Genomic DNA, 25,509 nt, shown 5'->3' on the forward strand with positions numbered 1-25,509 from the left:
GAGCGGACCGAATGTGACGGCCTTTACAGCGCGAGCAGCCGACGCCACCAGCACCCCGGCGTGGACCGCCGGGACGACAACCGCCAGCCTGAACGTCCCAGCGCCGACCATGTCTCGTCCTCGGCCGGAATCGTGTGCCCGCGCCGGCGCCGCTTGGCCTCCAGGTATCGGCGGGCGCGCTCGCTGCGCGGCCGGGTCACCAAAGGCACTACAGTGACGGCGATGCCGAGGTCGGTCAGGGCGCGCACCTTGTCCGGGTTGTTCGTCAGCAGGCGCACCGAACCGAGACCGAGGTGCAGCAGCGCGCGGGCCGCGTGTTCGTAAGAGCGCGTGTCGACGCACAGCCCGAGTCGCTCGTAGCTGTCGAAGGTGTCCAGCCCGAACACCTCGCTGGTGCGCAAACCCCTTGCCTTGTCGACCAATCCGGCGCCGCGGCCCTCCTGTTCGAGGTAGACCAGCACGCCGCACCCGGCGTCCTGGATCATGTCCATCGACAGGTCGAGCTCGGGCCCGCAATCACAGTCGTCGGAGCGCAGTGCATCGCCGTACAGGCAGCGCGAGTGGATACGTACCAGGCAGCCATCGACCATCGGGCCGAAGACGAGGGCGTGCCCGCCGTCCTCGGCGCCAGGGATCGCCAAGACTCGAACGCGGAGTTCTCGCCCCTTGCGAGTCAGACGATGCCCGGTCTCACGGAGATCGGATGCCGCTCGGTCCATGCCCCTCCGATGCACAGTGCAGCGGTCGGCGAACTGCGGAATCCCCAGTCGCACAATCCATCTATGGTAGCGGGAGGCCGGGCATCGCAGCAGGGGCTACACCAGAACGGGCGGTGCGCTTTCGTGGGCGGATCCGTCCGGCAGCGCGCCGCCGGAATTCGCCCGCGGCAGAATCGTCTGCTCCAACGACCACGGCGATTCGCCGTTGGGGATCCAGTGCCGGCGTCTCCGGCGTTTGGCGTCGAGATACTCGACGGCGCGCTGACTCAACGCCTCGGTGACCAGCGGAACCACTTCCACCACAAGGCCTACCTCGCGCAGCGCGTGCATCTTGGCCGGATTGTTGGTCAGCAGTTGCACCGTCCGTAGGTTCAGCACGTCGAACAGCGCGCGGGCCGCCTGCTCGTAGGAGCGTCCGTCCGGCGGATAGCCGAGTCGCTCGTAGCTGGTGAAGGTGTCCTCGCCTGTCTGTTCGCTCTCCAGGTACCCGCGCGCCTTGGCGAGCAGACCCGCACCGCGGCCCTCCTGCTCGAGATAGACCAGCACGCCGGACCCCGCTTCCTGAATCATGTCGAGGGACTTGTCCAGTTCCGGACCGCAGTCGCAGTCGTCCGATCGCAGCGCCTCACCGTAGAGACAACGCGAATGAACTCGAACCAGACATCCGTCGACGATGTCTCCGAAGACGAGAATGTGGCCGCCTCCGTCGCCGCGATCGGGTAGTTCGATCACGCGAACGCGAGTGTCACGCCCCTTGCGCGTGAACCGATGACCGGCTTCGGCAAGATCCGACGCAACCGTCGTCAACCGCTCCTCCGACTCAACAGGTGCAGCAGCTGCCGCACATCCGAGATGACCTCGCAACCGTACCCTGCGTGTGACGTAACACGCATGTTACTACCAGGTCTTTTGTGTTAAAATACGCTGCCGCGCCGCGCGGATCATCGTTCGTTGCCCTGCCGGACCACCTGGTCGATACGGTCCTTGTCCGGCATCGCGCGCGGCACCGCACCCAGCTGCTGGGTGGGAATCATCGCCGCTGTGGCCCAGACGAAGTCCTTCGCGGCCAGCTCGCCGCCGGTTTCGACGACACGGCATGCCAGCGCGGCGGAGAATGCGGCGGCGGCGCCCACCGAATTCTTCAGCGCCCCTTGGAACCGGCTGACATCGAACTTCAACTGTTCCGAGAGCACCGAGCAGCGGAATTTGTCGATCGCGCACACCGCGCGCACCCCGAGCCCGAGCAAGATCTCCGCACTGTCCCCGGCCGAGTCGGTCGACACGGCAGGCAGCATCGCCTTCAGTTCCGACGGCGATCCCACCAAGTAGTCCACCACCTCGAGGTGCTGGTAAAGATCTTGCGGCACAGCCGGACTCGGCGTGGCGCAGACGATGACCTGCGGCCGCGGCCGCATCTCGCGCACCATCGCGAGGACGTTCTCGGCGATGCCCTTGGGGTGTTCGAACGTCAGCAACACCACCTCCGAGCTCGCCAGCGCCGCCTGCACGGCGCCGGTATGCAGGTCCGCCACATCGAGTTTGACCCTGTCGTCCTTGCATCCGATGAGTCTCGTCTCGCCGCTGGAATCCATGATCACGGCCGTCACCGGGGACCGGCCGCCGTCGACGATCTTCACCAGATCGCAGCGGACGTTCTCGTTGGTCAGGAAGCTCAGAATCTCCGCGCCGTCCTTGTCGTTGCCGACCGCGGAAACGAGCGCGACGTCCAAGCCGAGGCGCGCGGCGGCCACCGCGCGATTCAACCCCTTTCCACCCGGTGGCCTGGTGAAGGTGCCGCGTGCCGCGCGGTCCGCGGCGGGGAAACCGTCGACGCGGTAGAGGTGATCGATGACCGCGTCGCCGACCACTGTCACCGATTTCGGCCGCCGAACCGAATCGGGCAGTGCGACAAGAATTTTCCCGCTCGGCATGGCCTGGGGGATGACGTAACCCGTGTCGGCGGTGAGCAGGTCGGCCAGCGCGGTGAAGGTGTCGCCCTCCGACGACGTGCGCAGCCGCTTCACCGTCGGCGCCTCGGGAACGCGGTCGACCCCGAGCGCTTGGTGCAGCCGCCGCCAGTGCTCGACGAGGTATTCGCGCCGGGGGCCGAGCTTGTCCGCGTACAGGCGGGCGAGATCGACGCCGTCAGGGGGGTTGTCACGAAAAAGGCCGAGCGCCAACGCCGAATCGGCGATGAGGCGATCGGTCGGCGACAGCCGGCGCGCCGTCTCGCGCACGACCGGTAACAGGGATTCGCCCGCGGGCAGGCCGGTGCGCTGCGCGTGCTGGCGCACGATCGGCAGCTCGAGCAGGCTGGTGACGTCGATCTCGGTGTTGCCCAAGCGTTCCGGCCGCAGACCGTAATAGGTGCACAAGCGGGTGAGGATGTCGCGAATCGCGATCGTGCGGGGATTCTGCGGAGCCATCGGCGAGTCCGCCCTCCATCACGTCGTTGTCGTTTCGTTGTGCTTTGCGGAGATTGCCCTCATTCCCGGGTTTAACGGGCGATGAGTCCGACAATTCCCAAGATACTCCGGCAATTGACCGGGGGAAAGGCAAATGCCACACTGATTTTGGGCGATCTGGTCGTCCCCACCAGCGGACTCGGGAGGGCCTTGGTGATGAAAGAGATTCTGCTGATACGCCGTGACAGGCGGCGCAGGCGCCGCAAGCCCGGCGCGGCCGACACCGAACTCGGACCGAACCGTCCGGCCGTATAGTACCCGGCCGAACGCCGCACCGTCCGAACTGCTTTCACCGCCGGTTCCGCTTCGCCGTCCAGCGAGCCCCGGCCCGTGCGCCTCTCGCGCACTTCGCCGGGGCTCGCCGCTCTCCGAAAACTTCGGTGACCCCCTTCGACCTCCGGATGCTCGACAGGAGGCATTCGTGACCATCTATGTCACCGACTGGTCGATGACCAGCGATTGCACCAACGAATCGGCGCAGCGCGTCGCCGACAAATGGCCCAAGTCGTGGCGGCTGAGCTGGCTGCCCGACCGCCTGCTCACTCGCGAGCAGGCACTGGCGGGGATGGATCTCGCCGAGATCGTCAGCACCCAGACCTACCGGCATGATCGGCTCGCCCACCTGCGGGCGGTGCACTACGCCGGACAACTCGGAATTCCCCTGGAGCAGATTCTGCTCGGGCTGTAGTACCGGAGGCAGCCATGACCATTCACACCACCGAGTGGACCATGATCAGCGACCTGACCCCCGAATCGGCCTACCGCGACGGCGAACCCAGCGCCGATGCGTGGCGGCTGAGCTGGTTGCCAGGTCGCACACTCTCCCGCGAGCAGGCGTTCGCCGGCATGGAGCTGGACGAATTGCTCAGCGACCCGGACATGGTGCACGACCGCATGACCCACGCCCGCGCCGCCGAGCGCGCCGACCGGTTGGGCATCTTGCTCGATCACGCGATCATCTTGTTGCACAAGCGGATCGTCGCGCGACTGCGCGACCGGCCAGACGAGTCGGCTCCGGGCCCGGTCGGCGCATGCGGCAGTGGTTCTCGCGCGCACGGCCTTCCGCGGCGCGCGGGCGGTCCACCGCGCGTGTTCGGGTGAGAGAAAGCCGGATTCAGGTCCTCGCCACGTTGTCCGCACCGACCGCCTCGGCGATCGAGCGATATCCGTGGTCGCGCAGACGCGCGGCGAGGCCGCGGTGGATCTTGCGAGTCCAGAACGGGCCGCCGTAGATGAAGCCGGTGAAACCCTGCAGCAGGCTGGCGCCCGCGAGGATGCGCTCGAAAGCCTGGTCGGGGGTTTCGATCCCGCCGACGGAGATCAGCACGAGGCGATCACCGACGCGCCGATACAGGCGGCGCAGCACCTCGAGCGAGCGTTCGGCCACGGGCGCGCCGGACAGGCCGCCCGCACCCATGGCCGCGACCTCGGCGGCGTCGGTGCGCAGGCCGTCGCGGCGAATGGTGGTGTTGGTGGCGACGATGCCCGCGAGACCGAGCTCGAGGGCGAGGTCGGCGACCGCGTCGATGTCGTCGTCGGACAGATCGGGGGCGATCTTGACCAGGACCGGCATCTGGACGGTGTCGAGCACGGCCCGCAGCAGCGGGCGCAGCGATTCCACGGCCTGCAGGTCGCGCAGGCCGGGGGTGTTGGGGGAGCTGACGTTGACCACGACGAAGTCGGCCAGCGGGCCGAGCAGGGCGGCGCTGATCGCGTAATCGGCGGCGGCGTCGGCCGCTTCGACGATCTTGGTCTTGCCGATGTTGGCGCCGATCGGGACGGTGGCGGTCCTGGTGCGCAGCTGGTCGGCGGCGCGGGCGGCGCCGTGGTTGTTGAAGCCCATCCGGTTGATCAGGGCGCGGTCGGCCGGCAGCCGGAACATCCGCGGTGTGGGGTTGCCGGGCTGAGCCTGGGCGGTGACGGTGCCGACTTCGGCGAAGCCCCAGCCGAACGGACCCCAGATGTCGGCGCCCTCCGCGTTCTTGTCGAAACCGGCCGCCAGACCGAGCGGGGCGCGGAACTCGACGCCGAAGACGGTGTTGCGCAGGATCGGGTCGTCGACGACCGCGAGCCGCTTCAGCAGCAGCCGGGTCGGCGCGAACCGGGCGGCCACGCGCATGGCCGCGAAGGCGAGGTGGTGGATGCGTTCCGGCGGAACCAGGAACATCAGTCGAAGCAGCAGTGCGTACATCCGTGTCACATCCCCGGCTCGGGCTGGGGTAGTAGCGAGGTCTTGCGACGGCGCAGCAGAACCTTGCGGCTGCCGTCGGTGTAGGCGCGCACGCGCGAGAGCTCCCATCCGCCGAATTCGGCCTGAATCGCCAGGCGCATCGAGGCGGTCACCCTGGTCACGTCTTTCGGTAAGCGCAGCGGGACGTATTCGTAGTCGTCGCTGCTGGTCTCCCAGTTCGCCGGTAATGCTGCGCGGGAGCTTTTCGGCGCCATCACTGCCCTCTCTTCAGCTGGTCCGCGCGGATCCGCTGGACACCGTCACCGGTGGCGGATCCGACGAACAGATCACCGGTGCGGTCGTCGACGGTCACCGAGTCGGGCTGCCGGACGGTCGGATAGCGTCCCACTTCCTTCGGTATACCCGTCGACAGATCGAATCCGACGACTTCGTTGCTCTGCGTGCACGTCACCCACACGGTCTCGGACCGTCGATCGTAGGCGAGCGCGTAAGGCGACGATCCTACCGGGAAACGCTGGCGCAGGACGAGCGGTCCGGTGGTGTAGACGAGCAGTTCCTCGCCCGCGGTGTCGGTGACGATCACCCTGCCGAAGTGGTCGGAGATCATGTTGGTGGCGCCGTCGCCCGCGCGCAGGGCGAGGCCGAGGTGGTCCTTGGCCGGGTCGATCTCGGTGACGGAGGTCTGGCGGCGGTCGAGCACCGCGATGCGGTCGGCGGTCAGCGCGACGACGTCGGCCGAGGCCAGGCCGGAGACGGAGTCGAGCACGTCGCCGCCGGAGCCGAGGATGCGGACCGCGCCGTCGGCGGTGCCGACGACCAGCGTGCCGTCCTCACGCTGCCGGACCGAGCGGACGTCGCCCTCGACGGGCGTCTCGGTGACCGCGTCGCTCGCGGCGTCGACGCGGATGATCCGGCCGGGCGCGGTGACCAGGATTTCACCGGGCTTGCCCTGGGCCAGGCTGGTCCCGTGCGCGGGCAGGGTGACGGTGCGCTGCCCTGCGCCCGCGGGGGCGGCGGGGTCGATGAGGAAGAGCAGGGTGGAGCTGTCGCTGCTCGCGTCGAGCGCGGCGAGCAGGCCGGTGCCGGATTCGGCGAAGAGGCTGCGGATCGGCGCGCTCAGGCCGATCACCTGGCCCGTGGGCGGGGTCTGCGGTGCGGGCGCGATCGCGGCGGTCGCGGGTTCTCGGGTCGGACCTTCGGGTTCGCCCTTGTCGGAAGAGCATCCGGCCAGCAGGGCGAGCACCGCAAGGACGACGAGCGCTGAGGGGACCGAGCCGCGAGGGCGCACCACCGAACTCCTCCTACCGACGAATCAACCCGACGTCACCATCTGACCATGATGGCGCAACACCGCCACCGACCGGGGTGGCGGCGGCACCGAATTACCAGTGATGGGGGTTACCGTGTAACCAAACAGCGTCCAACTCAGGGAGATCCGGTTGAAAGCCGACCATCCATCGGGATTTGCCATCGATGACATAACCGTTGGTCCGTTTGCTCACGGGTTCGGCACCACCGCCGACGGCAGGCCGTACGCGTTCCGCACGGTGCGGCAGATCCTGACGCTCGAGATCTACCGCGCCGACTTGGACAGCGACGTGCCGGGTCCGGAGGACGTGGTCGCGGTGGCGGAGGTGCGGGTCACCGACGTCGATGTGGACGACGAGCGCAGCGTGGTCGCGCTGGTGCGCGACATGATCCCCGACGCCGTTCCGGTCGAGGCGGCGGCGGACCGGGACGTCACGACCGTGCGCGCCCTGCTCGGACGGATCAGTTCCGTCATCGATGGTATGTAGGTAGTGATGCACTCCACACGAATCGCCCGAATCGCGCTGGCCGCGCTCGCCTGTGTCACGGTGGCCGCGACCGCCGCATGCAATTCGGGTCCGGACGAGGCCTCGGTCGAGGTGGCCCGCTCCAAGGCCATCGCCGAGCTGTCCTCCTCGTCCGCCGCCACGTCCAGCGCCATCGCCAACCGGCCGCTGCCGACCGCCGCCGAACTCGACGCCCAGATCAAGCGGGCGCTCGACCCGGCGCTGCCCGACAGCGAGCGCACCGCGCTGATCGAGGACGGCGATGCCTTCCGCGACGCCATCCCCGATATGTACCGGGCGCTCCAGGACAACCCGCGCGCCATCTACGGCGTCACCGATCCGGTGTTCGACAACCGCGACGGCACCCTGACCGCCACCATGCGACTGGACAGGGACGGCACCGGCACCGCCGTGCGCACCACCGTGGTGCACTTCGTCTACCTCGACGGCCGCTGGAAGATCTCCCGCACCGACCTGTGCGGAATTCTGCGCTCGGCCGACTATCGCACCGCGGCGTGCGGCTAGCGGCGCGGCCCTCTCGATGCTGCATTCCGGTTTCCTGGGGTGGGGTCGGCTGGTCCACCGCTACCGCTATCTCGTGCTGGCCGGGGTCGCGCTGGCCGTGCTGCTGTCCGGCTGGTACGGGCGCGACCTGGTCGAGCGGCTCAACCAGGAGGGCTGGTTCGACGAGAGCAGCGAATCGGTGGCCGCGTCCGAACTGGCCGACGCCACCTTCGGCCGTGACACCGACAGCGACCTGATCCTGCTCTACACCGCGCCCGAGGGCAGCACCGTCGACTCTCCTGAGGTGCGCGCCGCGGTCACCGCCCAGCTGCGCGGCCTGCTCGAACGCTATCCGGACCGGATACTCAAGATCGACAGCTACTGGGACAGCCCGTTCACGGCCAACGCCAGCGACGCCACGAAAACCCACGCGTTCGCCAGCGTCGGACTCCGCGGCGAAGGCACCGCCACCATCCAGAACTATCTCGCGATCAAGAACGCGCTCGGCGCGGGCAGCGAAGGCGGCGGACCGGGCGGCACCACGGTGCAACTGGCGGGACTGCAACCGGTCGTCGAAGGCATCAACACCGGGATGCAGAACGACATCCACCGCGCGGAGCTGATCGCGTTGCCGATCGTGGCGATCATGCTGTATTTCGTGTTCGGCGGGGTGATCGGGGCGCTGCTGCCGGTGATCATCGGCGGCATGACCATCCTGGGCACCCAGGGCATGTTGCGTGTACTCACCGATCACATCGAGGTCAACGTCTTCGCCAATGCGGTGATGACGCTGGTCAGCCTCGGCTTGGCCATCGACTACGGCCTGTTCACCGTCACCCGATTCCGCGAGGAACTGGCGGCCGGGCGCAGCGTGGAGGAGGCGACCGCACGCACCGTCGCCACGGCGGGTCGCACGGTGATGTTCTCCGCCGCGATCATCGCGATCAGCCTCGCGGCGCTGTTCATCTTCCCCATCGGAGTACTGCGCTCGGTGCCCTACGGCGGCATCAGCTCGGTGCTGCTCGCGGCGCTGCTCTCGGTGACGGTGCTGCCCGCCACGCTGAGCATCGTCGGCCGCCGCATCGACTTCCTCGGCTGGAAACGCTTCTCCCGCACCAAGACCGAAGCCCAGATCGACGCCGGATTCTTCTCCCGGCTCGCGCTGTTCGCCATGCGGCGGCCGTGGGCGGTGGCGGTGCCGATCGTGCTGGTGCTGCTCGCGTTGAGCATCCCGTTCCGCAATATCGAATTCGGTGGAATCAGCGAACGCTATCTCGCCGAGGACAATCCGGCCCGCGTCGCCCAGGAGAGCTTCGACGAGCTGTTTCCCAGCTTCCGTACCGAGCCGTTGAAACTCGTGGTGGTCGGCGCGAATCCGCAGCAGCTCAGCGACATCCGCTACGAAGCCAACCAGATTCCCGGCCTCACCGGGCGCTTCGAACCGGCGGCGACGACCAAGGACGGCGTCAACGTCCTCGGCGCCGGGCTGACCGACAAACGCGACGCCGACGCCGTGATCGCCGCGCTGCGTGCCATCCCCGAACCACCGGGCGTGCAGGTGATGGTGGCCGGTGTGCCCGCGCTGGAGCGCGACAGCATCAACGGATTGCTCGAGGGTCTGCCCGCACTGGTCGCGATCCTCGCCTGTACCGCGCTGGTGGTGATGTTCGTGGCGTTCCGTTCGATCGTGCTGGCGCTCAAGGCCGTCGCCATGAGCGCGTTGAGTCTCGCCTCGACGCTGGGCATCCTCACCTGGATCTTCGTGGAAGGGCACGGGGCCGAGGTCTTCCTGTTCACGCCGGGGCCGCTGATGTTCGCGGTGCTGGCGTTGATCGTGACGGTGGTGTTCGGGTTGTCCACCGACTACGAGGTCTTCCTGCTGTCCCGGGTCGCCGAGGCGCGGCAGGCGGGAGCCGGCGCACCGGAGGCCATCCGCTACGGCATCGCCCACACCGGCGGCGTGATCACCTCGGCCGCCGCGATTCTCATCGTGGTGACCGGCGCGTTCGGCTTCTCCGATCTGGTGCTGATGAAATACATCGCCTACGGCATGATCGCGGCGCTGATCATCGACGCGACCGTCATCCGGATGTTGCTGACCCCCGCGGTGTTGAAGCTGATCTGGCGGTGACCGGGTAGGCGAGGGGAGCAGACCTCGGTCAGCGGCGGACCGGAAGAACCAGTTGCGCACCGGTGACCGGGTGGTCGAGTACTTCGACCGGATGCTGGTAGACCCGGCTCAGCAGTTCGGTGGTGAGCACCTCGCGCGGCGGGCCGTCGGCGGCGACGCGGCCGGAGTCCAGCACGGCGACGCGGTCGGCGTAGGCGGCGGCGATACCGAGGTCGTGCAGGACGACGACCACCGCGGCGCCCGCCGCTGCCCGCTCGGTGGCCAGCCGCAGCACCGCTTCCTGGTGGCCGAGATCCAGTGCGGCAGTGGGTTCGTCGAGCAGCAGGGTGGCGGTGTCCTGGGCGAGGACCCTGGCCAGGGCGACGCGCGCGCGTTCACCGCCGGACAGCGTCGGGAACGATCGCGCGGCAAGGTGCGCGACGTCGGCCGATGTCATGGCCGCCGCGACGAACTCGTCGTCGCGTTCGCCGCGCGCGGTGCGCACCCACGGCGCCCGGCCCATGGCCACGACTTCGCGGGCGGTGAACGGGAATCCCACGGTGTGGCTCTGCGGCAGCACCGCCCGCCTGCGCGCCATGTCCAGCGGCGTCCAATGCTCCAGCGCGCGGCCGTCCAGTTCGACGGCCCCTTCGCTCAGCGCCAGCTCCCCGGCCAATGCGGCCAGCAGCGTGGACTTGCCCGCCCCGTTCGGCCCCACCAGCGCGACGACCTCACCCGCGGCCACCGCGAAATCGACCGCGTCGAGCACCCGCCGCGCGTGCCCGCTCGCGCCACCGCGCCGGTCGACGCTCACCCCGCGCGCCCGCAAGGTCACCGTCCCGCGCTCGGGCCGCCGCGGCTCCTCGTGCGCCCGCCCGAGCATCGCGCCCAACCCTTGCCGCATCCCGCTCATCGGCGACCTCCGATCCTCGGATCGTCCGCGGCGGCAGGCCCGAGCGCCGGATCCGCGGCCGCGACCTGTCGAACATGACGCTGGTCCAGGGCGACACGGGCGTCATCGTGATCGACCCGCTGATCTCGGTCGAGACCGGTGCGATCGATCGACGCGTCTGTGTGCCGTACGACACCGCGCCGTGCACGGGCGATGACAGCAGGCTGCGCTCGACGATCCCACTCGAACGGCGCATGGTGCACCCGCGCAGCGACTGCCGAGCCGTGCGAGAGGTCCGGGCGGGCCGCGCTCATCCCCACCCTCCAGCGCGGGCGCGGGTGCGGCGCAGCAACCAGAAGAAGAAGGGACCGCCGATGAGCGAGGTGAGCATGCCGAGGGGGAGATCGGCGTTGTCGACGAGGGACCGGGCGGCGACGTCGGCGGCCAGCAGGACCACCGCGCCGACGATGGCGCTGAGCGGGATCAGCACGCGGTGGCCGGGACCGACGATCATCCGCACCAGATGCGGGACGATCAGGCCGACGAACAGGATGATGCCGGTGAACGCGACGCCCGCGGTGGCGAGCACCGCCACGATGACGATGACATTGCGACGCAGCCGTTCCACGTCGACGCCGAGGTGACGGGCGGCCGATTCACCGAGGGCAAGCAGATCCAGACGAGGCGCCACGACGATCGCCGCGAGCACGCCCAGCGCGGCGAGCGGCGCGACCACCGCCACCGACTCCCAGCGTGCGCCGTTGAGGCTGCCCAGCTGCCAGAACACGATCTGATCGCGGGCCGCGGGGGAGGCGACGAACAACAGGAACGCGATCAGACCGCCCGCGAAGGCGTTGATCGCCACACCGGTGAGCACCAAGGTCACCACTTCGGTGCGGCCATTGGAACGCGCGAGCAGATACACCAGCAGCGTGGTGAACAGTCCGGCGACGAACGCCGCGGCGGCGACCGACCATGCCGCGACGAACGCGCCGCCCACCACGATCACGGTGCCCGCGCCGACCGCCGCGCCCGCCGAAACGCCGATCACGCCGGGCTCGGCCAGCGGGTTGGCGAACACACCCTGCAACAACGCACCCGCTGTCGCCAGCGCAGCGCCCACCAGCATCGCCAGCACCACCCGGGGGAAACGCACCTCCCACAGCGTCACGTCACCGGCCGCATGAGCGGGCATAGGCCCCCAGTCCAGACCGATCCGGTGAAAGACGCTGCCCGCGACCTCTGCGGGCGAAGTCGGCACCTGACCGATCGCGGCCGACGCCAAGGCCAGCACCACCAAGGCGGCGATCGCCACCGCGAACGCGACGGTGATCCGCGAGACCGAACGGGTGCCGGCGGGAACCGGCGCGGCAGGCGGCCGCGCTCCTGGCTGCGATTCGAGCGTGCCGTTCTCCCGCACAGGCCCGGCGCCGTTGGCCGACGATACGGACGACGTGCCCGCGGTATCACTCATGCCTTCGCTCCGCTGGCGCTCGGCCCCGGCATTCGCGAAGCGCGCTGGCACATGATCAGCTCACTTCGTTCGCTCACGTCTGCACCTCGCCGGCGCTCAGCTCCGGCACGCGCGAAGCGCGCTGGCACACGATTCGCTCACTCCGTTCGCTCATGCCTGCGCACGGCCGTACACGGCCTCGTCGAGCGCGGCGACCACGCGCCCGGTGTTCGGGCCGAAGCTGAGCACTACCCCATCGGCCATGTCGACCACGCGGCGGTTCTTCCCGGCCGGTGTCTGCGCGATGCCGGGCACCTTCAGCAGCCCGTCCACGCCGCCGACCGAGCTCAGGCCGTCGGTCATGACGAGCAGCACATCGGGAGCGGAGCTGATCATCGCCTCGCTGGTGATGGCGGTGAAGGGCTCGGTCAATCCGGCCGCGGTGCCCGCGTCCTCGCCGCCGATGGCGGTGATCAGCTCGTCGGCGCCGGAGCCGGGCCCGGCGATCATCGTGATGGCGGTGCTGCGCAGATAGAGGAACGCGATGCGCAACGGCTTGTCCTTGGCGGGAACCCCGGCCGAGGCGGCGGCGATCTCGTCACGGGTGCGGTCGGCGAGAGCGCGACCGCGGTCCGGGACGCCGAGCGCGGCGGCGACGGCCTCGATCTGCGGCACCACACCGTCCATGGTTCGCTGCGGGTCGAAGTAGACGACCGTCACCCCGGCCGCGCGAAGCTGCTCCCGCACCGCGGGCGTCGCGCTGGTGGTGTCGGTCAGGAACACCGTGGGGCGCAGTGCCAGAACGGATTCCACGTTCAGCGAGCCGCTGCCGCCGATCACGATCGGCAGGTTCTCGATCGCGGGGAACACCCCCGACGTGCTGCGTCCCACGAGATTGGCGCCGAGACCGAGCGCCCAGACGGTTTGGACGAGGGTGCCGTGGCGGTCGGCGGCGATGATGCGGTCGGCCGAGGTGACGGTGACCTCGGTGCCGTCGAAGGAACGCACCGTCGCGGGCAGCGCCGGGGTCGGGGCCGGGCCGATCGGCACCGGCTCCTGGTTTGCGATCGTCGCGGTGCTCGGCCCACGCTGTCCGGAACCCGCCGCGCCGCTGTCGCTGCCGCATGCCGCGGTTCCGGCGAACAGGGTCAGGGCGAGGGCGACGAGAAGGTAGCGAACCACCCCGGGACGGACACGGTCGAGGAACGTCATGTAGGCAAGCCTAATATGCGCCGTCGAACCGGGTCCGCCCGCGAACCCGCGCACGGCCGCAGCGACGGTGGAGGTACGGGTCCGCCTCATTCGGCGCGCGCGCTGACGTCGTCCAGCGCGGCCGCGATCGCGCGCGGCAATTCCAGGGTCTCGGCCGCCAGCACGCCGGTCAGCTGCCCGATGTCGCGGGCGCCGACGATCATGCTGGCGATGCCGGGCCGGTCCCGGATCCACGCCAGCGCGACCGCGAGCGGCGAGGTGCCGAGCCCGTCGGCGGCGGTGACCAGCGCGTCGACCACCCGGGTGGCGCGCTCGTCGAGGCGGTGGCGGATCTCGGCCGCGGTCGCCTCGTCGGCTCCGCGCGAGTCCGCGGGCACGCCGTCGCGGTACTTGCCGGTCAGGATGCCGCCCGCCAGCGGCGCCGAGGCGATCACACCGACGCCGTGATGCCGTGCGGCGGGCACGAATTCGCTTTCGGCGCTGCGCGCGAGCAACGAATACGGCGTATGGGCGACGGAGATCGGCGCGATGGCGGCGAGGCTGGCCAGCTGCCACGGATTGAAGCCGCGCACGCCCGCGTAGCGGACCTTCCCGGAACGCACCGCGTGGTCGAGGGTGCCCGCGATCTCGTCGAGCGGAGTGTGCGGATCCCAGGCCGCGACATGCCAGATATCGAGGTAGTCGGTGCCCAGTTCGAGCAGCGTCCGGTCCAGCTGGCGCAGCAGTCCACGGCGGGACGCGTCGATCTCGGCGCGTGGCGCGGGACCGGGAACGGTGGTCTGTGCCGGTTCGGTGCGGGGCAGCACACCGGCGCAGCCGCTCAGCACCAGGTCGTCGCGCGACACCAGGTCGCCGAGTAGATCGGCGAGGATTCGCTGCGCCGCGCCGCCCGCGTAGGCGGGGGAGGTGTCGACCAGCGTGCCGCCCGCCTCCGCGAACGCCACCAACTGCACCGCGGCGTCGTCGACGTCCGTCTGCGCGCCCCAGGTGTGTGTCGCCAGCCCTATCCGGGACACCCGTAGGCCGCTGCGTCCGACCGTCCGCTGTTCCATCACCGGATCCGCGCATTCATCACGGCGCCAAGCCTAAAGGTTGAGCCCGCCGGAAGCCGTCATCACCGGCGCGCACCGCCGTAGCGGAGGGCACGGCAGCGGCCGGAATCACGCGTTCACCGGGCGACATGTACTGTCGCTGCCGTATTGCGGCGCCGCTTTTTTCCGGCGAGCGGGGTCGTCGCTGGACCAATTGCCCAGTCGGAATGGATTTTTCGGGCAGTGGAAGAGGAGGTTGCGTGGGCGAGTCGATGACCTGGTTGCAGGCACTGGTACTCGGACTGGTGCAGGGTCTGACGGAATTCCTACCGGTTTCCTCCTCGGCGCACCTGCGGATCGTGTCTTCGGTGTTCTTCGGCGACGACGCGGGCGCCTCGTTCACCGCGGTCACCCAGCTGGGCACCGAGGCGGCTGTGCTGGTGTATTTCGCCAAGGACATCTGGCGCATCGTCGTCGCCTGGTTCACCACCTTGACCGAGAAGGTCAGCGCCAGGTCCAGGGAGATGGTGCCGATCACCGACCAGGTCACCACGAAACTGCCCATCGTCACCGCGGGCGGCGTTCCGTACGGACTGGACGAGGACCGGCAGCGCGATCTCGACTACCGCATCGGCTGGTATGTGATCATCGCCACCATCCCGATCGGCGTCATCGGCTTCGTGCTGAAGGACCAGATCCGCACCGGCGCGCGTAACCTGTGGCTGGTCTCGTTCATGCTGATCGCCTTCGCGCTGGTGATCGCCGCCGCCGAGTACTACGGCACCAAGCGGCGACCGATCGAGCAGCTCACCAACCGGGACGGGCTGGTGATGGGTTTCGCCCAGTGCCTGGCGCTGATCCCCGGCGTGTCGCGCTCCGGCGCCACCTCCTCGGCGGGCCTGTTCCTCGGATTGGAACGCGAGGCCGCGGTGCGCTTCTCGTTCCTGCTTGCCATCCCAGCGGTGACCGCATCCGGCCTGTTCAGCCTGCCCGACGCGTTCGCGCCCTCCGGTGAGGGACTCAACGCGTCCGGCCCGCAGCTGCTGGTCGCCACGCTCGTGTCCTTCGTCGTCGGCTACGCCTCGGTGGCGTGGCTGCTGAAGTTCGTGTCGAAGCACTCGTTCAACTGGTTCGTCGGCTACCGCATCGTGCTCGGCTTGGTGATCATGGGTCTGCTCGCGGGCGGGGTGGTGCAGGCGACATGAGCCGCTTCGCTCCGGCAGCGCCCACTGGACATACCACTTTCGCTCCGGCCGTGCGCAGGTCTGTGGGCGGACTTCGCCCGGCAGCGCCCACTAAGCTGGCCGCATGACGGTGATCCTGTTGCGACACGGCGTGTCGACCTCGAACACCGCCCGCACACTCGCCGGCCGCAGCGCCGGAGTCGATCTCACCGAGCACGGCGCCGATCAGGCGCGCGCGGTCGCCGAACGACTCGGCGCACTCCCGATCCAGCACATCGTGCACTCGCCGCTGCTGCGCTGCCAGCGCACGGTCGGTCCGCTGGCCGACAAGCTCGGGCTGGAACCGGAGTACGACGACCGGCTCATCGAGGTCGACTACGGCGGGTGGACCGGCAAGCCGATCGCCGACCTGCTCACCGAACCGTTGTGGAAGGTCGTACAGCGGCACGCCTCGGGCGCGGTGTTCCCCGGCGGCGAAGGTCTCGCCCAGGTGCAGGCCCGCGCGGTGGCCGCGATCCGCGAACACGATCGCGTCTTCGCCGAGCGGCAGGGCCACGACGTGCTATGGGTGGCGTGCACGCACGGTGACGTGATCAAATCCGTGCTCGCCGACGCACTGGGCCTGCACCTGGACGGATTTCAGCGCATCGTGGTGGAACCGGCGTCGATCAGCGTCGTCCGCTACACCCCGCACGCTCCCTACGTGTGGCGGCTCAACGACACCGGTTCGGATCTGAGCGCGCTGGAGGCGATCAGACCCCGACCGCAAGCGAACGACGTGGAGGCGAATCGATCCGATACGTCCGGCCCCGTTCCCGGCGGCGAGCTAGGTGGTACCCCTAGTGCGGATAATGGGAATGCGGAGCGCTGAGATTCCTTGTAAACGAGTAGTCGGTGTTTCGGGAGTCCGGGCGCCGCGGAGAGTCGATCAGGGTCACGCATCAGGAGGTGCAGATGGCACGAGCAATCCATGTATTTCGCACCCCCGATCGTTTCGTCGCCGGGACCGTCGGTGAGCCGGGCGATCGCGCCTTCTATCTGCAGGCGGTGCAGCAGCCGCGCGTGGTGAGCGTGCTGCTGGAGAAGCAGCAGGTGAAGGTGCTCGCCGACCGCATGGGACTGCTGCTGGACGAGGTGGCGCGCCGCTTCGGCGCGCAGGTGCCGCCGCAGGCCGACGACGTGACCGACACCGATCCGCTGGTGACGCCGATCGACGCCGAATTCCGGGTCGGCACCATGGGTCTGGGCTGGGACGCCGACGCGGGCGCCGTCGTGGTGGAGCTGCTGGCGATCACCGAGACCGAGGTGGACGAGTCGGTGGTGCTGGACGACACCGAGGAAGGCCCCGACGCGGTCCGGGTGTTCCTCACTCCGATCCAGGCTCGCGAGTTCGCGCTGCGTTCGGCGCGGGTGATCGCGGCGGGCCGTCCGCCGTGTCCGCTGTGCGGGGAACCGCTTTCGTCGCGCGGGCACATGTGCGTGCGGACGAACGGCTACAAGCGCGGAGACATCTTCGGCGCGGCCGAGCTAGAGGAGTGATGCGTGGCGCGGGTCGACGAGGGGTTCTCCACCGGTGAGCTGAGCGTGATCGGGCGGGTGAGCACCGCGAGCAACGTGACGCTCGTCTGCGATGTGGACCAGGATGTCGACGGGGATCCGCTGCGTGTGGTGTACAAGCCGGTGCGCGGGGAGCGGCCGCTGTGGGATTTCCCGGACGGCACCCTCGCCGGGCGCGAGGTGGCGTCGTATCTGATCTCCGATGCGCTCGGCTGGGGCGTGATTCCCGAGACGATTCTGCGTGACGGCCCGTACGGTCCCGGCATGGTGCAGCGCTGGGTGGAGTCGGTCGACAATCACACCGACCGGGGCAACCGGCTCGATCTGGTCGACCTCTGCCCGCCCGGCGCGGTCCCCGAGGGCTTCTGCGAGGTGCTGCGCGCGCTGGACGGTGCGGGCAACGAGGTCTCCCTGATCCACGCCGACGACCCGCGCCTGCGGCGCATGGCGGTGCTGGACGTGCTGCTCAACAACGCCGATCGCAAGGGCGGGCACGCGTTGGAAGGCGTCGACGGTCAGGTGTACGGCGTCGACCACGGCATCTGCCTGCACAGTGAACACAAGTTGCGCACCGTGCTGTGGGGTTGGGCGGGCAGACCGATCGGCGAGGATGTGGTCGCCGACATCGCCGCCTTCGCCGCCGCGCTGCCCGGCGAACTCGCCGACGCGCTGGCCGCGCACATCACCGACGCGGAAATCGACGCGCTCGCGGGCCGCACGAAGGAACTGCTGGACCAGCCGGTGATGCCGCTGCCGCGAACGTCGCGGCCTATCCCGTGGCCTGCGTTCTGAGCCCACTGTTCGTTCCCGGCGGTGGGAAACCGAAGGGCGGGAAGTGCACTCGGTGCCGGGATGCGGTGAGTGCGGGTTTGCGGCCGATCAACTAGGGACCCTGTACGCCGGGCTCAGGTTCGCGCCGATCACCCGATGTCGCCATCATTCGACCAGGGGGCGCACCTGTTCGCCTGCGAAGCGGACGAAGGCGAGGGGATCCGGCTCGTCGGGGAGGGGTTCGAGGACGACGGTGTCGGCCCCCGCCGCCGACCAACGGTGGACCGCGTCGGCGATGGCGTGGGCATCGCCCGCGACGCCGACGGTGTCGGGCAGACCTGTGCGTCGGCGGGCGGCGGCGAGGCGTTCGGTCGCGTTCGGCCCGCTGGCGCTGAGCAGGTAGACGATGATGTCGTGCGGTTCGGTGCGCCCGGCTTTCGCGCGGCCTTCGTCGACGAGTCGGCGGGCGGCGCGAATACCGTCCGGGGTCGTCGCGCTGGTGAGGACGGTGCCGTCGGCCAGTTCGCCGGACAGCCGCAGGGTCTTGGGTCCGCTCGCACCCGCGACGAGGGGCGGCGGTGTGCCGGGCGGCCAGTCGAGGGCGACCCGATCCAGATGGACGTATCTGCCGGACATGTCGACCGTTGCGCCGTGCAGCAGTGCGCGCAGCGCCGTGAGTTGTTCGCGCAGCAGACCCAGCGGGGAGTCGACGCGCGCGCCGACCTGCCCCATCCAGTCCTGCACGCCGTGTCCGAGGCCGGGGATGACCCGCCCGGGGTGCATCCGCAGCAGCGCCGCGACCTCCATCGCGGTCAGCGCCACGTTGCGCAGCGGCGCTGGCAGCACGCCGATTCCGACACACAGACGTTCGGTGTGGGCGAGCACCGTGGCCGCGCACGCGCTGCCCGCGGCCCAGAAACAGTCCTCCCACAGCCACAATTCGGCCAGCCCGCTCTGTTCGGCCGCCGCCGCGACCTCGGGCAGCCGTTCGGGCGGGATCTGGGGCAGCGCGATCGCGCCGAGTACCGTCACTCGGCCCAAGGTAGCGGTCGGCGCCGACAAGTTCGTCCGGTCAGAGGGTGACCCTCTCAGGGCCTCCCTATGGCGCGTCCCCTCCGCGAGACTCGATCCATGCTGCGCTACCGACCGTTCGGCACCACTGGCCTCCGCGTATCCGAAATCGTTCTCGGCACAATGGGATTCGATGATCCTTCGCGAGCGCGCGAGATCGTCGACGCCTATGCCGACGCGGGCGGCAATGTGCTCGACACGGCGTCCGCCTACGGCGACGGCGAGGACATTCTCGGCGAGATCCTCGGCGCCCGGCGCGACCGTTTCGTTCTCGGCACCAAGTACACCCTCAGCCGCGATCCCGACGATGTGAACGCCGCGGGCAACCACCGCAAGAACTTGACGCTCTCGCTGGAGCGCAGCCTGCGCCGGTTGCGCACCGACTATGTCGACATCCTCTGGGTGCACGTCTGGGATCGACACACTCCCTTGGAGGAGACCGTGCGCGCTCTCGACGACGCGGTGTCGGCAGGCAAGGTGCTGTACCTGGGGATCTCCGACGCGCCCGCGTGGATCGTCGCGCGCGCCAACACCCTGGCGCAGTGGCGGGATCGGACGCCGTTCGCCGGGCTCCAGGTGCCGTACAACCTGTTGCACCGCGACGTCGAACGCGAACTGTTGCCGATGGCCGAAGCGTTCGGGATGAGCGTCACCGCGTGGGCGCCGCTCGCCGCGGGAAAGCTGTCCGGCGCGACCGGCAGACGGGTCGATCCGGCCGCGCTCACCGCGCGCGAGCGTGCGGCCGCCGAGGCGGTGGCCGAGGTGGCCGCCGAGCTCGGCGCCCGGCCCGCACAGGTGGCGTTGGCCTGGACCAAGCACAAGTCGCCCGCGGTGCTGCCACTGGTCGGGGTGAGCAGTGTCGGACAACTCACCGAGAACCTGGCCGCCGCCGAGCTGACGCTGCCGGAGGACGCGGTGCGCTGTCTGGAGGCCGCCGCACCGTTCGAGCGCGGATTTCCCGGCGATTTCCTGGCCGAGTGCGAACCGCATCCGTTCGTGTTCGGCACCGCCGCGACCAGGGTGGACAGGCGGCGCGGCGCTTCGCTGTAGATTGCCGCGCCGCCGAGCGGCGACCGGGCGCCACGCCCCGGTTTGGATGGCTTCCGCGACCCGAGGTAGTTTGCTGGGCGAACCGTGGACTCCCGGATTCATCGGATGTTCCCGTCCACGTGAGCAAAACCATTGACTTCTGGTAGCCGTCTCGTTTTGGCTGGTCCCGACAGGGTGCGCGGGTACCGCGGTGGCCCGGGGAGCCGGGTCGAGCGGTGATGAGCTCGGCCACACCTTTACCCTCGAACCATGCAGTCCTGGTCCGATATCGCCCTACCGACCGTCCCCGGAGCAGGGCCACCGTTGCGGTTGTACGACACCGCCGACGCACGGGTGCGGCCGGTCACCCCGGGCGCCACCGCCACCATGTACGTCTGCGGGATCACCCCCTACGACGCCACCCACCTCGGGCACGCCGCGACCTACCTGACCTTCGACCTGGTCAACCGGCTGTGGCGCGACGCGGGCCACGACGTGCATTACGTGCAGAACGTCACCGACGTCGACGATCCGCTGTTCGAGCGTGCCGCCCGCGACGGCATCGACTGGCGTGACCTGGGCACCCGTGAGATCGATCTGTTCCGTTCGGACATGCGGGCGCTGCGCATCGTGCCGCCGCGCGAATACGTGGGCGCCATCGAGTCGGTGGACGAAGTGATCGAGTTCGTGCAGAAACTGCTCGCCTCGGGCGCGGCCTACGTCGTCGACGACGCGGAGTACCCCGACATCTACTTCCGCGCCGACGCCAACGATCAGTTCGGGTACGAATCCGGCTACGACCGCGCGACCATGGAACGGTTCTTCGCCGAGCGCGGCGGCGACCCGGACCGCCCTGGCAAGCGCGACACCATCGACGCGCTGCTGTGGCGCGCCGCCCGCCCCGGCGAGCCGTCCTGGCCCGCTCCGTTCGGTGCGGGTCGTCCCGGCTGGCACATCGAGTGTTCGGCGATCGCGCTCAACCGCCTCGGCCCGGAGTTCGACATCCAGGGCGGCGGCAGTGATCTGATCTACCCGCACCACGAGTACTCCGCCGCGCACGCCGAATCCCTCGTCGCGGGCCGCCGCTTCGCCCGCCACTACGTGCACGCCGGTCTGATCGGCCTCGACGGCGAGAAGATGTCGAAGTCCAGGGGCAACCTGGTGCTCGTCTCGAAGCTGCGCGAGTCCGGCGTCGACCCGGCCGCCATCCGCCTCGGCCTGCTCGCCGGGCACTACCGCCAGGACCGCATGTGGACCGACCAGGTCCTGACCGAGGCCGTGGCGCGTCTGGACCGGTGGCGCAGCGCCACCACCCTGGCCTCCGGCCCCGCCGCCGAGGACACCGTCGCCCGCCTGCGCCAACACCTGGCCGACGATCTCGACACCCCGAAAGCCCTTGCCGCCGTGGACAACTGGGTCGCCCAGGCGCTCGATTACGGCGGCCCCGACGCCGCAGCGCCCGGTTCGATCGCGACGGCCCTCGACGCGCTGCTCGGCGTCGAGCTCTAGGGGTTCGACCCGCACGCTGCCCCGTCCGAGGCCATGAGAGCCCGCGAACCGGGCACGGGAGCCGGTCTGGGCCGGTCGTCGACTGTGTCGACGCGGGCCGCGGATCAGCTCGCGCGCGGGTTCGTGCTCGGAGCGACCGCCGGGCGAACCACGCTGACGGGTGAGGGTCTGCGGCACAACGACGGACACGCAACCGCGTCGTCACCCACCGCATTCTCGGCGCGAAACTTTCCGTCGAGGCGGCGGGTTGTGCCGACGGGGACTCGCCCGCGAGCGACCGGTTCCGAGGGCTTGCCGAACGTCGCGTTCCGTGATCTGGTTCACGAATGTGCAATCTGCATCCTGGCTCTCTGATCGCCGGTCTCCGTGGCGCACTGGGTGGGCCGCTGCGGCTGGACCCGGTGGGTGAGCCGGGGGACGCGCGGACGGTGGCGGCGCGACGGCGATTCTTCGGCGACGCGGCGGATCCCGAGACCGGTGCGGTGCAGGCCGATCGGGCGGTGCTGTCGTGGGTCGGGTGCACGACGTACGCGCTCGCGCTCGGTGGTTCGGTGTTCCTGCTCGACGCGTGGGTGCCGCGGATGACCAGCTCCGGTTACGTGCCCGCGACCCCGCAGGAGTTGGCGGACCTGCGTCCCGCCGCGATCTTCATCGGCCACGGCCATTTCGATCACGCCGGTGACGCGGGCGCGATCGCCGAGGCGAGCGGCGCGACCGTCTACGGCACGGCCGAACACTGCGCCGCCATCCGTGGCCAAGTCCCCGAGGCGACGTTCCCGACGGCGGCGCTCGGCGACGCGCACACCCCCATCGGGCAGCGCCACGAGGTCACCGTGGCCGGGGTCGAGATCACCGCGGTGCGGCACCTGCACTCGGCGCGCACCCCGGAGGACCCGGCCGACGAGGCGCGGCGGTTCTTCCCGCGTCCCGAACTGGGCCCGATCCGGCGCCATCGTCCGACGCTCACCGATCTGCGCCAGACGCTGCCGCGCCTGCTCGATCCGGAGGGCGGTGTCCTGCTGTACCAATTCCGCGTGCCCGGTTTCACGCTGACCTGGCACGATTCGGCGGGCCCGCTGACGGAGAAGGCGCCCGACGTCTTCGACGTGCTGGCGGGATTGCCGAGCACCGACGTGCACATCGGCGCGGTGCAGGGCTACAACCAGATCACCAACGGACTGCGCGACCCGCGTAAGTACATCGAGGCACTGGGCTCCTCGCTCTTCGTCCCGGCCCACCACGACAACTGGTTGCCCGGCCTGACGGCGAGCGCCGCCACCTACGACGCACCGCTACGTACCGAACTCGCGCGCCTGGCCCCCGGGCGACGCCCGGAACTGCGCACGATGCACGACCCCACCGACTACCTCAGCCCAGCCCGCCTCACCCTCACACTCTGAACCGGCAGAACACTTTCACCCACCAACCGCGACAACGAACTGCCGCGATCCCACCCACCGCACGCACGCCTCACACAGACGCTGTCTATGTGAGGCGTGCGAAACCTGTGGTCCAGCCACAATTCAGGTCAGGCCAGCACCAAGAGACCGGTCGCGTACATCGCCGCTACGCCGACAGCGACGCCCAGGATGGCGGTGGCGTCCATCGCGGCCACGGTTCCGGTCGCTCGATCGTCGGTGGTGCGCAACGCGGGCGCGATCTGCACGACGACCTGCGCGATCGCACCGATGCCCAAACCGAGCAACAGCAGCGACAGTTCGGCATTGTTGACGCCCGCCCCGAGCACCGCACCGAGGATCGCGGACGCGCCCGCGATGAGCCCGAGCCCGAGCAGTCGCGGCACGCCGGGGCGCTGCGCCGCGAGCAGCGGGCTCACGATCGCCAGCCCTTCGGTGGTGTTGTGCAGCGCGAAGCCGATCACCAGCGCCGCGCCGAGCGCGAGTTCGCCCAGCGCGTAGGCGGATCCGATGGCCAGCCCCTCACCGAGGTTGTGCAGGCCGATGCCGATGGCGATCATCAGCGCCAGCCGTCCGCCGCCGCGTCCGCCCGCGCCGTCGGTGCGGTGGTGCAGCCAGCGGTCGACGAAGGTGAGCGCGAGGAAGGCGAGGATCGCCCCGAGCGCGAGCAGGCTGACCCCGCCGAACGCGCCAGCCGACCGGTCACCGAGTTCGAACCCTTCGAAGACCGCGTCGACGGCAAGGAATATCAGCAGTCCGACGGTCACCGCGAGCAGGAAACGGATGCCGCCCTTGCCGATTCGCCGCAGCACCGGAAGCAGCAGCATGCCGAGCACGACGGGGACGATGCCCACGTAGGTGCCGAGCAGCGCCATCACCGCGAACAGGTCGCGACCGCCGGTGGGCGTTTCGACGGCCGCGCCGATCTCGTGTTCGACGACCAGCCCGGTGGAGGTCAGCATGGACACCAGATACGGCTGGCCCTCCTGCCACGGGTAGTCCAGGGTGAGCACGGTGCTGCGACGCGGCCCGATCGGTTCCTCGCCGCCGCGCACGTCGACGAAGGCGTCGTTGACGAACACCTGCGCCACCTGCACCGGATCGGGTCCGGCATTGCGGACGGTGAGATCGATACGGCCCGGCGACATTCGAACTTGTTCGACCGCGATCTCTTCGACGGGCGGGCCGATCCGCTCGGGCAGCGAACGCCCGCCGACGACGGCCAGCGCCGCCAACGCCAACCCGAGCAACAGCACCACCGCGACGGTCGACGCCCAGCCGCGCCACCCGCTCGCCGGTTCCCGCTTCGCCTCGGCCTCGATCTCGGGTGCGGTGACCGGCTCGCGCTCGGTCTCGATCTCGATCTCGGTTCGCTCACTCATGCCTGCGCCTCGCTGACGCTCGGCTCCGGCATGCGTGAGGCGCGCCGGCACATGATTCGCTCACTGCGTTCGCTCATTCGGTCACCTCGAAGAATCCCATCCACCCCAGTTCGGCGAACTCGGACTTGTGCGCGTGGAACATGTATTTGCCCGGATACGGGAACCGCAGTTCGCAGATGCCGCGCTGGCCTTGGCCCTGGACGATGGTGTCGGTGTATTCCGTTGGCTGCAGGCGAGTTCCGGTGGGGTAGTAGTCGAAGAAGTTGCCGTGCACGTGGAAGCTGTTGATCGGGTCGTACTCGAGCACATTGACCAGGTAGATGCGCACCAGCTCGTTGCGTTTCACCCGCACCGGTTCGTGCATGTAGTGGAACGGGATGCCGTTGACGGCGTAGAGCTGATTGCCTTCGGCGTCGAAGGTGGTGTTGTAGCCGTGCTGCACCATGACCAGTTCGTCGGCCGCGGGCCGCGGCTGCGGCGGGTCGACGATGAACGTCCCGTACATGCCGCGCGCGATGTGCTCGGCGAGCGGCCCGACGTGGCAGTGGTAGAGGTGCAGCCCGAAGGGAGTCGCGTCGAATTCGTAGACGGTGGTCTGCCCGGGTTCGATGAGCCCGGCGCCGAGACCCGGGGTGCCGTCCATCGCCGCGGGGTGGATCCCGTGGAAATGCATGGTGTGCGGGTGCTGGGAGCCGTTGGTGAAGGTGACGCGCAGCAGGTCGCCTTCGGTGCAGCGCAGAGTGGGACCGGGGATGCGCCCGTCGAACACCCAGGCCGGGAACTTCACGCCCGGCGCGACCTCGAGTTCCTTGTCGCTGGAGGCGATCTCCCACTCCCGCAGAGTGCGCCCGTCACGGGTTTTCGAGACGGTGCCGTAGTCGAAGTCGCGCAGGATGTCGGTGGGGTTGAATCCGTTGGCGTCGTGGTCGACCGTCGAGCCGATGCGGAACGTCGGCCCGCTGGCGCCGCCGCCGTGGGCGACCGCGCCGTGCATGCCGTGTCCGCCGCCGGTCTGTTCCGTGCGCGGCTGTGCCTCCGACAGGCCCGCCCGCGCCGCCACCGCCGCGCCGCCGAGGCCGAGTAGCGCGCTGCCGCCCGCCAGAAAACCCCGCCGCGAAGCTCCCCTCATCGAGTCCCGCTGCACTGCTCACGCCTTTCCGCAAAGTTTCGTACTACCTAAATTAGATCTGCGGGAAC

Annotated in this window: 25 protein-coding genes and 1 pseudogene; 13 read left to right on the top strand and 13 right to left on the bottom strand. The window is 69.5% G+C overall.

Features of this window, described 5'->3' with window-relative positions; genetic code table 11:
• Positions 1-23: 23 nt before the first annotated feature.
• The 3 genes from AC3EO7_RS31785 to AC3EO7_RS31795 all read right to left on the bottom strand — a co-directional run bounded on the left by AC3EO7_RS31785 (position 24) and on the right by AC3EO7_RS31795 (position 3,145).
• Complete coding sequence (locus AC3EO7_RS31785; protein WP_431965928.1) at positions 24-641, bottom strand: GTP cyclohydrolase II; 618 nt, start codon at positions 639-641, stop codon at positions 24-26.
• Positions 642-815: 174 nt separating this feature from the next.
• Entirely contained in the window at positions 816-1,451 is a 636-nt protein-coding gene (locus AC3EO7_RS31790) for a GTP cyclohydrolase II (protein WP_431965926.1), read from the bottom strand.
• Between the two features lie 209 nt (positions 1,452-1,660).
• Positions 1,661-3,145, bottom strand: coding sequence for a PfkB family carbohydrate kinase (locus AC3EO7_RS31795; RefSeq protein ID WP_431965924.1), 1,485 nt, complete (start codon positions 3,143-3,145; stop codon positions 1,661-1,663).
• 460 nt (positions 3,146-3,605) lie between these two features.
• Here AC3EO7_RS31795 and AC3EO7_RS31800 point away from each other — a divergent pair, with 460 nt between their 5' ends.
• Together AC3EO7_RS31800 and AC3EO7_RS31805 are read left to right on the top strand one after the other, a co-directional pair.
• A complete protein-coding gene (locus tag AC3EO7_RS31800; protein WP_357457543.1) occupies positions 3,606-3,872 on the top strand; it encodes a hypothetical protein in 267 nt (88 codons plus the stop codon).
• 14 nt (positions 3,873-3,886) lie between these two features.
• Positions 3,887-4,285, top strand: coding sequence for a hypothetical protein (locus AC3EO7_RS31805; protein ID WP_431965921.1), 399 nt, complete (start codon positions 3,887-3,889; stop codon positions 4,283-4,285).
• A 13-nt stretch (positions 4,286-4,298) separates the two neighbouring features.
• Here the strand turns inward: AC3EO7_RS31805 and AC3EO7_RS31810 are convergent, their stop codons facing one another.
• The 3 genes from AC3EO7_RS31810 to AC3EO7_RS31820 are packed head-to-tail and all read right to left on the bottom strand — an operon-like array spanning position 4,299 to position 6,666.
• On the bottom strand, positions 4,299-5,375 hold the full coding sequence (locus AC3EO7_RS31810) for a quinone-dependent dihydroorotate dehydrogenase (protein ID WP_435593221.1): 1,077 nt from the start codon (positions 5,373-5,375) through the stop codon (positions 4,299-4,301).
• Between the two features lie 5 nt (positions 5,376-5,380).
• Positions 5,381-5,629 carry a DUF5703 family protein gene (locus tag AC3EO7_RS31815; protein ID WP_067783446.1) on the bottom strand — a complete coding sequence of 83 codons (249 nt, stop codon included), beginning with the start codon at positions 5,627-5,629 and terminating at the stop codon, positions 5,381-5,383.
• Positions 5,629-6,666 carry a YncE family protein gene (locus AC3EO7_RS31820; protein WP_431965917.1) on the bottom strand — a complete coding sequence of 346 codons (1,038 nt, stop codon included), beginning with the start codon at positions 6,664-6,666 and terminating at the stop codon, positions 5,629-5,631. The genes AC3EO7_RS31815 and AC3EO7_RS31820 overlap by 1 nt, the downstream gene beginning before the upstream one ends.
• A gap of 148 nt (positions 6,667-6,814) precedes the next feature.
• Here AC3EO7_RS31820 and AC3EO7_RS31825 point away from each other — a divergent pair, with 148 nt between their 5' ends.
• The 3 genes from AC3EO7_RS31825 to AC3EO7_RS31835 are packed head-to-tail and all read left to right on the top strand — an operon-like array spanning position 6,815 to position 9,824.
• Positions 6,815-7,171: a hypothetical protein gene (locus AC3EO7_RS31825; protein WP_431965915.1), complete on the top strand. Its 357-nt coding sequence runs from the start codon at positions 6,815-6,817 to the stop codon at positions 7,169-7,171.
• Between the two features lie 6 nt (positions 7,172-7,177).
• Positions 7,178-7,714 carry a WKL family lipoprotein gene (locus tag AC3EO7_RS31830; protein WP_435593222.1) on the top strand — a complete coding sequence of 179 codons (537 nt, stop codon included), beginning with the start codon at positions 7,178-7,180 and terminating at the stop codon, positions 7,712-7,714.
• Between the two features lie 16 nt (positions 7,715-7,730).
• On the top strand, positions 7,731-9,824 hold the full coding sequence (locus AC3EO7_RS31835) for an MMPL family transporter (RefSeq protein ID WP_435593223.1): 2,094 nt from the start codon (positions 7,731-7,733) through the stop codon (positions 9,822-9,824).
• 28 nt (positions 9,825-9,852) lie between these two features.
• Here AC3EO7_RS31835 and AC3EO7_RS31840 read toward each other — a convergent pair whose 3' ends face one another.
• From AC3EO7_RS31840 to AC3EO7_RS31855, 4 genes are all read right to left on the bottom strand, one after another.
• On the bottom strand, positions 9,853-10,716 hold the full coding sequence (locus AC3EO7_RS31840) for a heme ABC transporter ATP-binding protein (RefSeq protein WP_431965909.1): 864 nt from the start codon (positions 10,714-10,716) through the stop codon (positions 9,853-9,855).
• Positions 10,717-11,005: 289 nt separating this feature from the next.
• A complete protein-coding gene (locus AC3EO7_RS31845) occupies positions 11,006-12,169 on the bottom strand; it encodes a FecCD family ABC transporter permease (protein ID WP_435593224.1) in 1,164 nt (387 codons plus the stop codon).
• Between the two features lie 150 nt (positions 12,170-12,319).
• Entirely contained in the window at positions 12,320-13,360 is a 1,041-nt protein-coding gene (locus tag AC3EO7_RS31850) for a heme/hemin ABC transporter substrate-binding protein (RefSeq protein ID WP_435593225.1), read from the bottom strand.
• 86 nt (positions 13,361-13,446) lie between these two features.
• On the bottom strand, positions 13,447-14,412 hold the full coding sequence (locus tag AC3EO7_RS31855) for an aldo/keto reductase (protein ID WP_435593226.1): 966 nt from the start codon (positions 14,410-14,412) through the stop codon (positions 13,447-13,449).
• A gap of 251 nt (positions 14,413-14,663) precedes the next feature.
• On the opposite strand from AC3EO7_RS31855, the gene AC3EO7_RS31860 reads away from it, so the two are divergent.
• The 4 genes from AC3EO7_RS31860 to AC3EO7_RS31875 all read left to right on the top strand — a co-directional run bounded on the left by AC3EO7_RS31860 (position 14,664) and on the right by AC3EO7_RS31875 (position 17,924).
• Complete coding sequence (locus AC3EO7_RS31860) at positions 14,664-15,596, top strand: undecaprenyl-diphosphate phosphatase (RefSeq protein WP_435593264.1); 933 nt, start codon at positions 14,664-14,666, stop codon at positions 15,594-15,596.
• A gap of 103 nt (positions 15,597-15,699) precedes the next feature.
• Positions 15,700-16,446 (top strand): histidine phosphatase family protein, encoded by a 747-nt coding sequence (locus AC3EO7_RS31865; RefSeq protein ID WP_435593227.1) that lies wholly within the window; start codon positions 15,700-15,702, stop codon positions 16,444-16,446.
• 83 nt (positions 16,447-16,529) lie between these two features.
• Positions 16,530-17,114 carry a DUF3090 domain-containing protein gene (locus AC3EO7_RS31870; RefSeq protein WP_067783416.1) on the top strand — a complete coding sequence of 195 codons (585 nt, stop codon included), beginning with the start codon at positions 16,530-16,532 and terminating at the stop codon, positions 17,112-17,114.
• Between the two features lie 3 nt (positions 17,115-17,117).
• Positions 17,118-17,924: an SCO1664 family protein gene (locus tag AC3EO7_RS31875; RefSeq protein ID WP_431965896.1), complete on the top strand. Its 807-nt coding sequence runs from the start codon at positions 17,118-17,120 to the stop codon at positions 17,922-17,924.
• Between the two features lie 144 nt (positions 17,925-18,068).
• Here AC3EO7_RS31875 and AC3EO7_RS31880 read toward each other — a convergent pair whose 3' ends face one another.
• Complete coding sequence (locus AC3EO7_RS31880) at positions 18,069-18,935, bottom strand: LLM class flavin-dependent oxidoreductase (RefSeq protein ID WP_435593228.1); 867 nt, start codon at positions 18,933-18,935, stop codon at positions 18,069-18,071.
• A gap of 99 nt (positions 18,936-19,034) precedes the next feature.
• On the opposite strand from AC3EO7_RS31880, the gene AC3EO7_RS31885 reads away from it, so the two are divergent.
• The 4 genes and pseudogenes from AC3EO7_RS31885 to AC3EO7_RS31900 all read left to right on the top strand — a co-directional run bounded on the left by AC3EO7_RS31885 (position 19,035) and on the right by AC3EO7_RS31900 (position 22,912).
• Complete coding sequence (locus AC3EO7_RS31885; protein WP_435593229.1) at positions 19,035-20,024, top strand: aldo/keto reductase; 990 nt, start codon at positions 19,035-19,037, stop codon at positions 20,022-20,024.
• A gap of 249 nt (positions 20,025-20,273) precedes the next feature.
• Positions 20,274-21,512, top strand: a complete 1,239-nt coding sequence (mshC, locus tag AC3EO7_RS31890; protein ID WP_435593230.1) for a cysteine--1-D-myo-inosityl 2-amino-2-deoxy-alpha-D-glucopyranoside ligase — start codon at positions 20,274-20,276, stop codon at positions 21,510-21,512.
• 63 nt (positions 21,513-21,575) lie between these two features.
• A pseudogene (locus AC3EO7_RS31895) lies at positions 21,576-21,731 on the top strand (hypothetical protein); the annotation flags it as partial.
• Positions 21,732-21,838: 107 nt separating this feature from the next.
• Entirely contained in the window at positions 21,839-22,912 is a 1,074-nt protein-coding gene (locus AC3EO7_RS31900) for an MBL fold metallo-hydrolase (protein ID WP_435593231.1), read from the top strand.
• A 128-nt stretch (positions 22,913-23,040) separates the two neighbouring features.
• Here the strand turns inward: AC3EO7_RS31900 and AC3EO7_RS31905 are convergent, their stop codons facing one another.
• Positions 23,041-24,312, bottom strand: a complete 1,272-nt coding sequence (locus AC3EO7_RS31905; protein ID WP_435593232.1) for a ZIP family metal transporter — start codon at positions 24,310-24,312, stop codon at positions 23,041-23,043.
• Between the two features lie 73 nt (positions 24,313-24,385).
• Complete coding sequence (locus AC3EO7_RS31910; RefSeq protein ID WP_431965883.1) at positions 24,386-25,441, bottom strand: multicopper oxidase domain-containing protein; 1,056 nt, start codon at positions 25,439-25,441, stop codon at positions 24,386-24,388.
• Positions 25,442-25,509: the final 68 nt, after the last annotated feature.

The sequence above is a fragment of the Nocardia sp. bgisy118 genome (assembly GCF_057708605.1).

Bases quoted from the DNA above. Each gene is read 5' to 3' on its own strand.
- AC3EO7_RS31860 (WP_435593264.1), top strand. From the start codon at position 14,664: ATGACCTGGTTGCAGGCACTGGTACTCGGACTGGTGCAGGGTCTGACG.
- AC3EO7_RS31795 (WP_431965924.1), bottom strand. From the start codon at position 3,145: ATGGCTCCGCAGAATCCCCGCACGATCGCGATTCGCGACATCCTCACC.
- AC3EO7_RS31815 (WP_067783446.1), bottom strand. From the start codon at position 5,629: ATGGCGCCGAAAAGCTCCCGCGCAGCATTACCGGCGAACTGGGAGACC.
- mshC (WP_435593230.1), top strand. From the start codon at position 20,274: ATGCAGTCCTGGTCCGATATCGCCCTACCGACCGTCCCCGGAGCAGGG.
- AC3EO7_RS31845 (WP_435593224.1), bottom strand. From the start codon at position 12,169: ATGAGTGATACCGCGGGCACGTCGTCCGTATCGTCGGCCAACGGCGCC.
- AC3EO7_RS31835 (WP_435593223.1), top strand. From the start codon at position 7,731: ATGCTGCATTCCGGTTTCCTGGGGTGGGGTCGGCTGGTCCACCGCTAC.
- AC3EO7_RS31830 (WP_435593222.1), top strand. From the start codon at position 7,178: ATGCACTCCACACGAATCGCCCGAATCGCGCTGGCCGCGCTCGCCTGT.
- AC3EO7_RS31855 (WP_435593226.1), bottom strand. From the start codon at position 14,412: ATGGAACAGCGGACGGTCGGACGCAGCGGCCTACGGGTGTCCCGGATA.
- AC3EO7_RS31865 (WP_435593227.1), top strand. From the start codon at position 15,700: ATGACGGTGATCCTGTTGCGACACGGCGTGTCGACCTCGAACACCGCC.
- AC3EO7_RS31910 (WP_431965883.1), bottom strand. From the start codon at position 25,441: ATGAGGGGAGCTTCGCGGCGGGGTTTTCTGGCGGGCGGCAGCGCGCTA.
- AC3EO7_RS31840 (WP_431965909.1), bottom strand. From the start codon at position 10,716: ATGAGCGGGATGCGGCAAGGGTTGGGCGCGATGCTCGGGCGGGCGCAC.
- AC3EO7_RS31905 (WP_435593232.1), bottom strand. From the start codon at position 24,312: ATGAGTGAGCGAACCGAGATCGAGATCGAGACCGAGCGCGAGCCGGTC.
- AC3EO7_RS31900 (WP_435593231.1), top strand. From the start codon at position 21,839: ATGTGCAATCTGCATCCTGGCTCTCTGATCGCCGGTCTCCGTGGCGCA.
- AC3EO7_RS31850 (WP_435593225.1), bottom strand. From the start codon at position 13,360: ATGACGTTCCTCGACCGTGTCCGTCCCGGGGTGGTTCGCTACCTTCTC.
- AC3EO7_RS31805 (WP_431965921.1), top strand. From the start codon at position 3,887: ATGACCATTCACACCACCGAGTGGACCATGATCAGCGACCTGACCCCC.
- AC3EO7_RS31885 (WP_435593229.1), top strand. From the start codon at position 19,035: ATGCTGCGCTACCGACCGTTCGGCACCACTGGCCTCCGCGTATCCGAA.
- AC3EO7_RS31870 (WP_067783416.1), top strand. From the start codon at position 16,530: ATGGCACGAGCAATCCATGTATTTCGCACCCCCGATCGTTTCGTCGCC.
- AC3EO7_RS31810 (WP_435593221.1), bottom strand. From the start codon at position 5,375: ATGTACGCACTGCTGCTTCGACTGATGTTCCTGGTTCCGCCGGAACGC.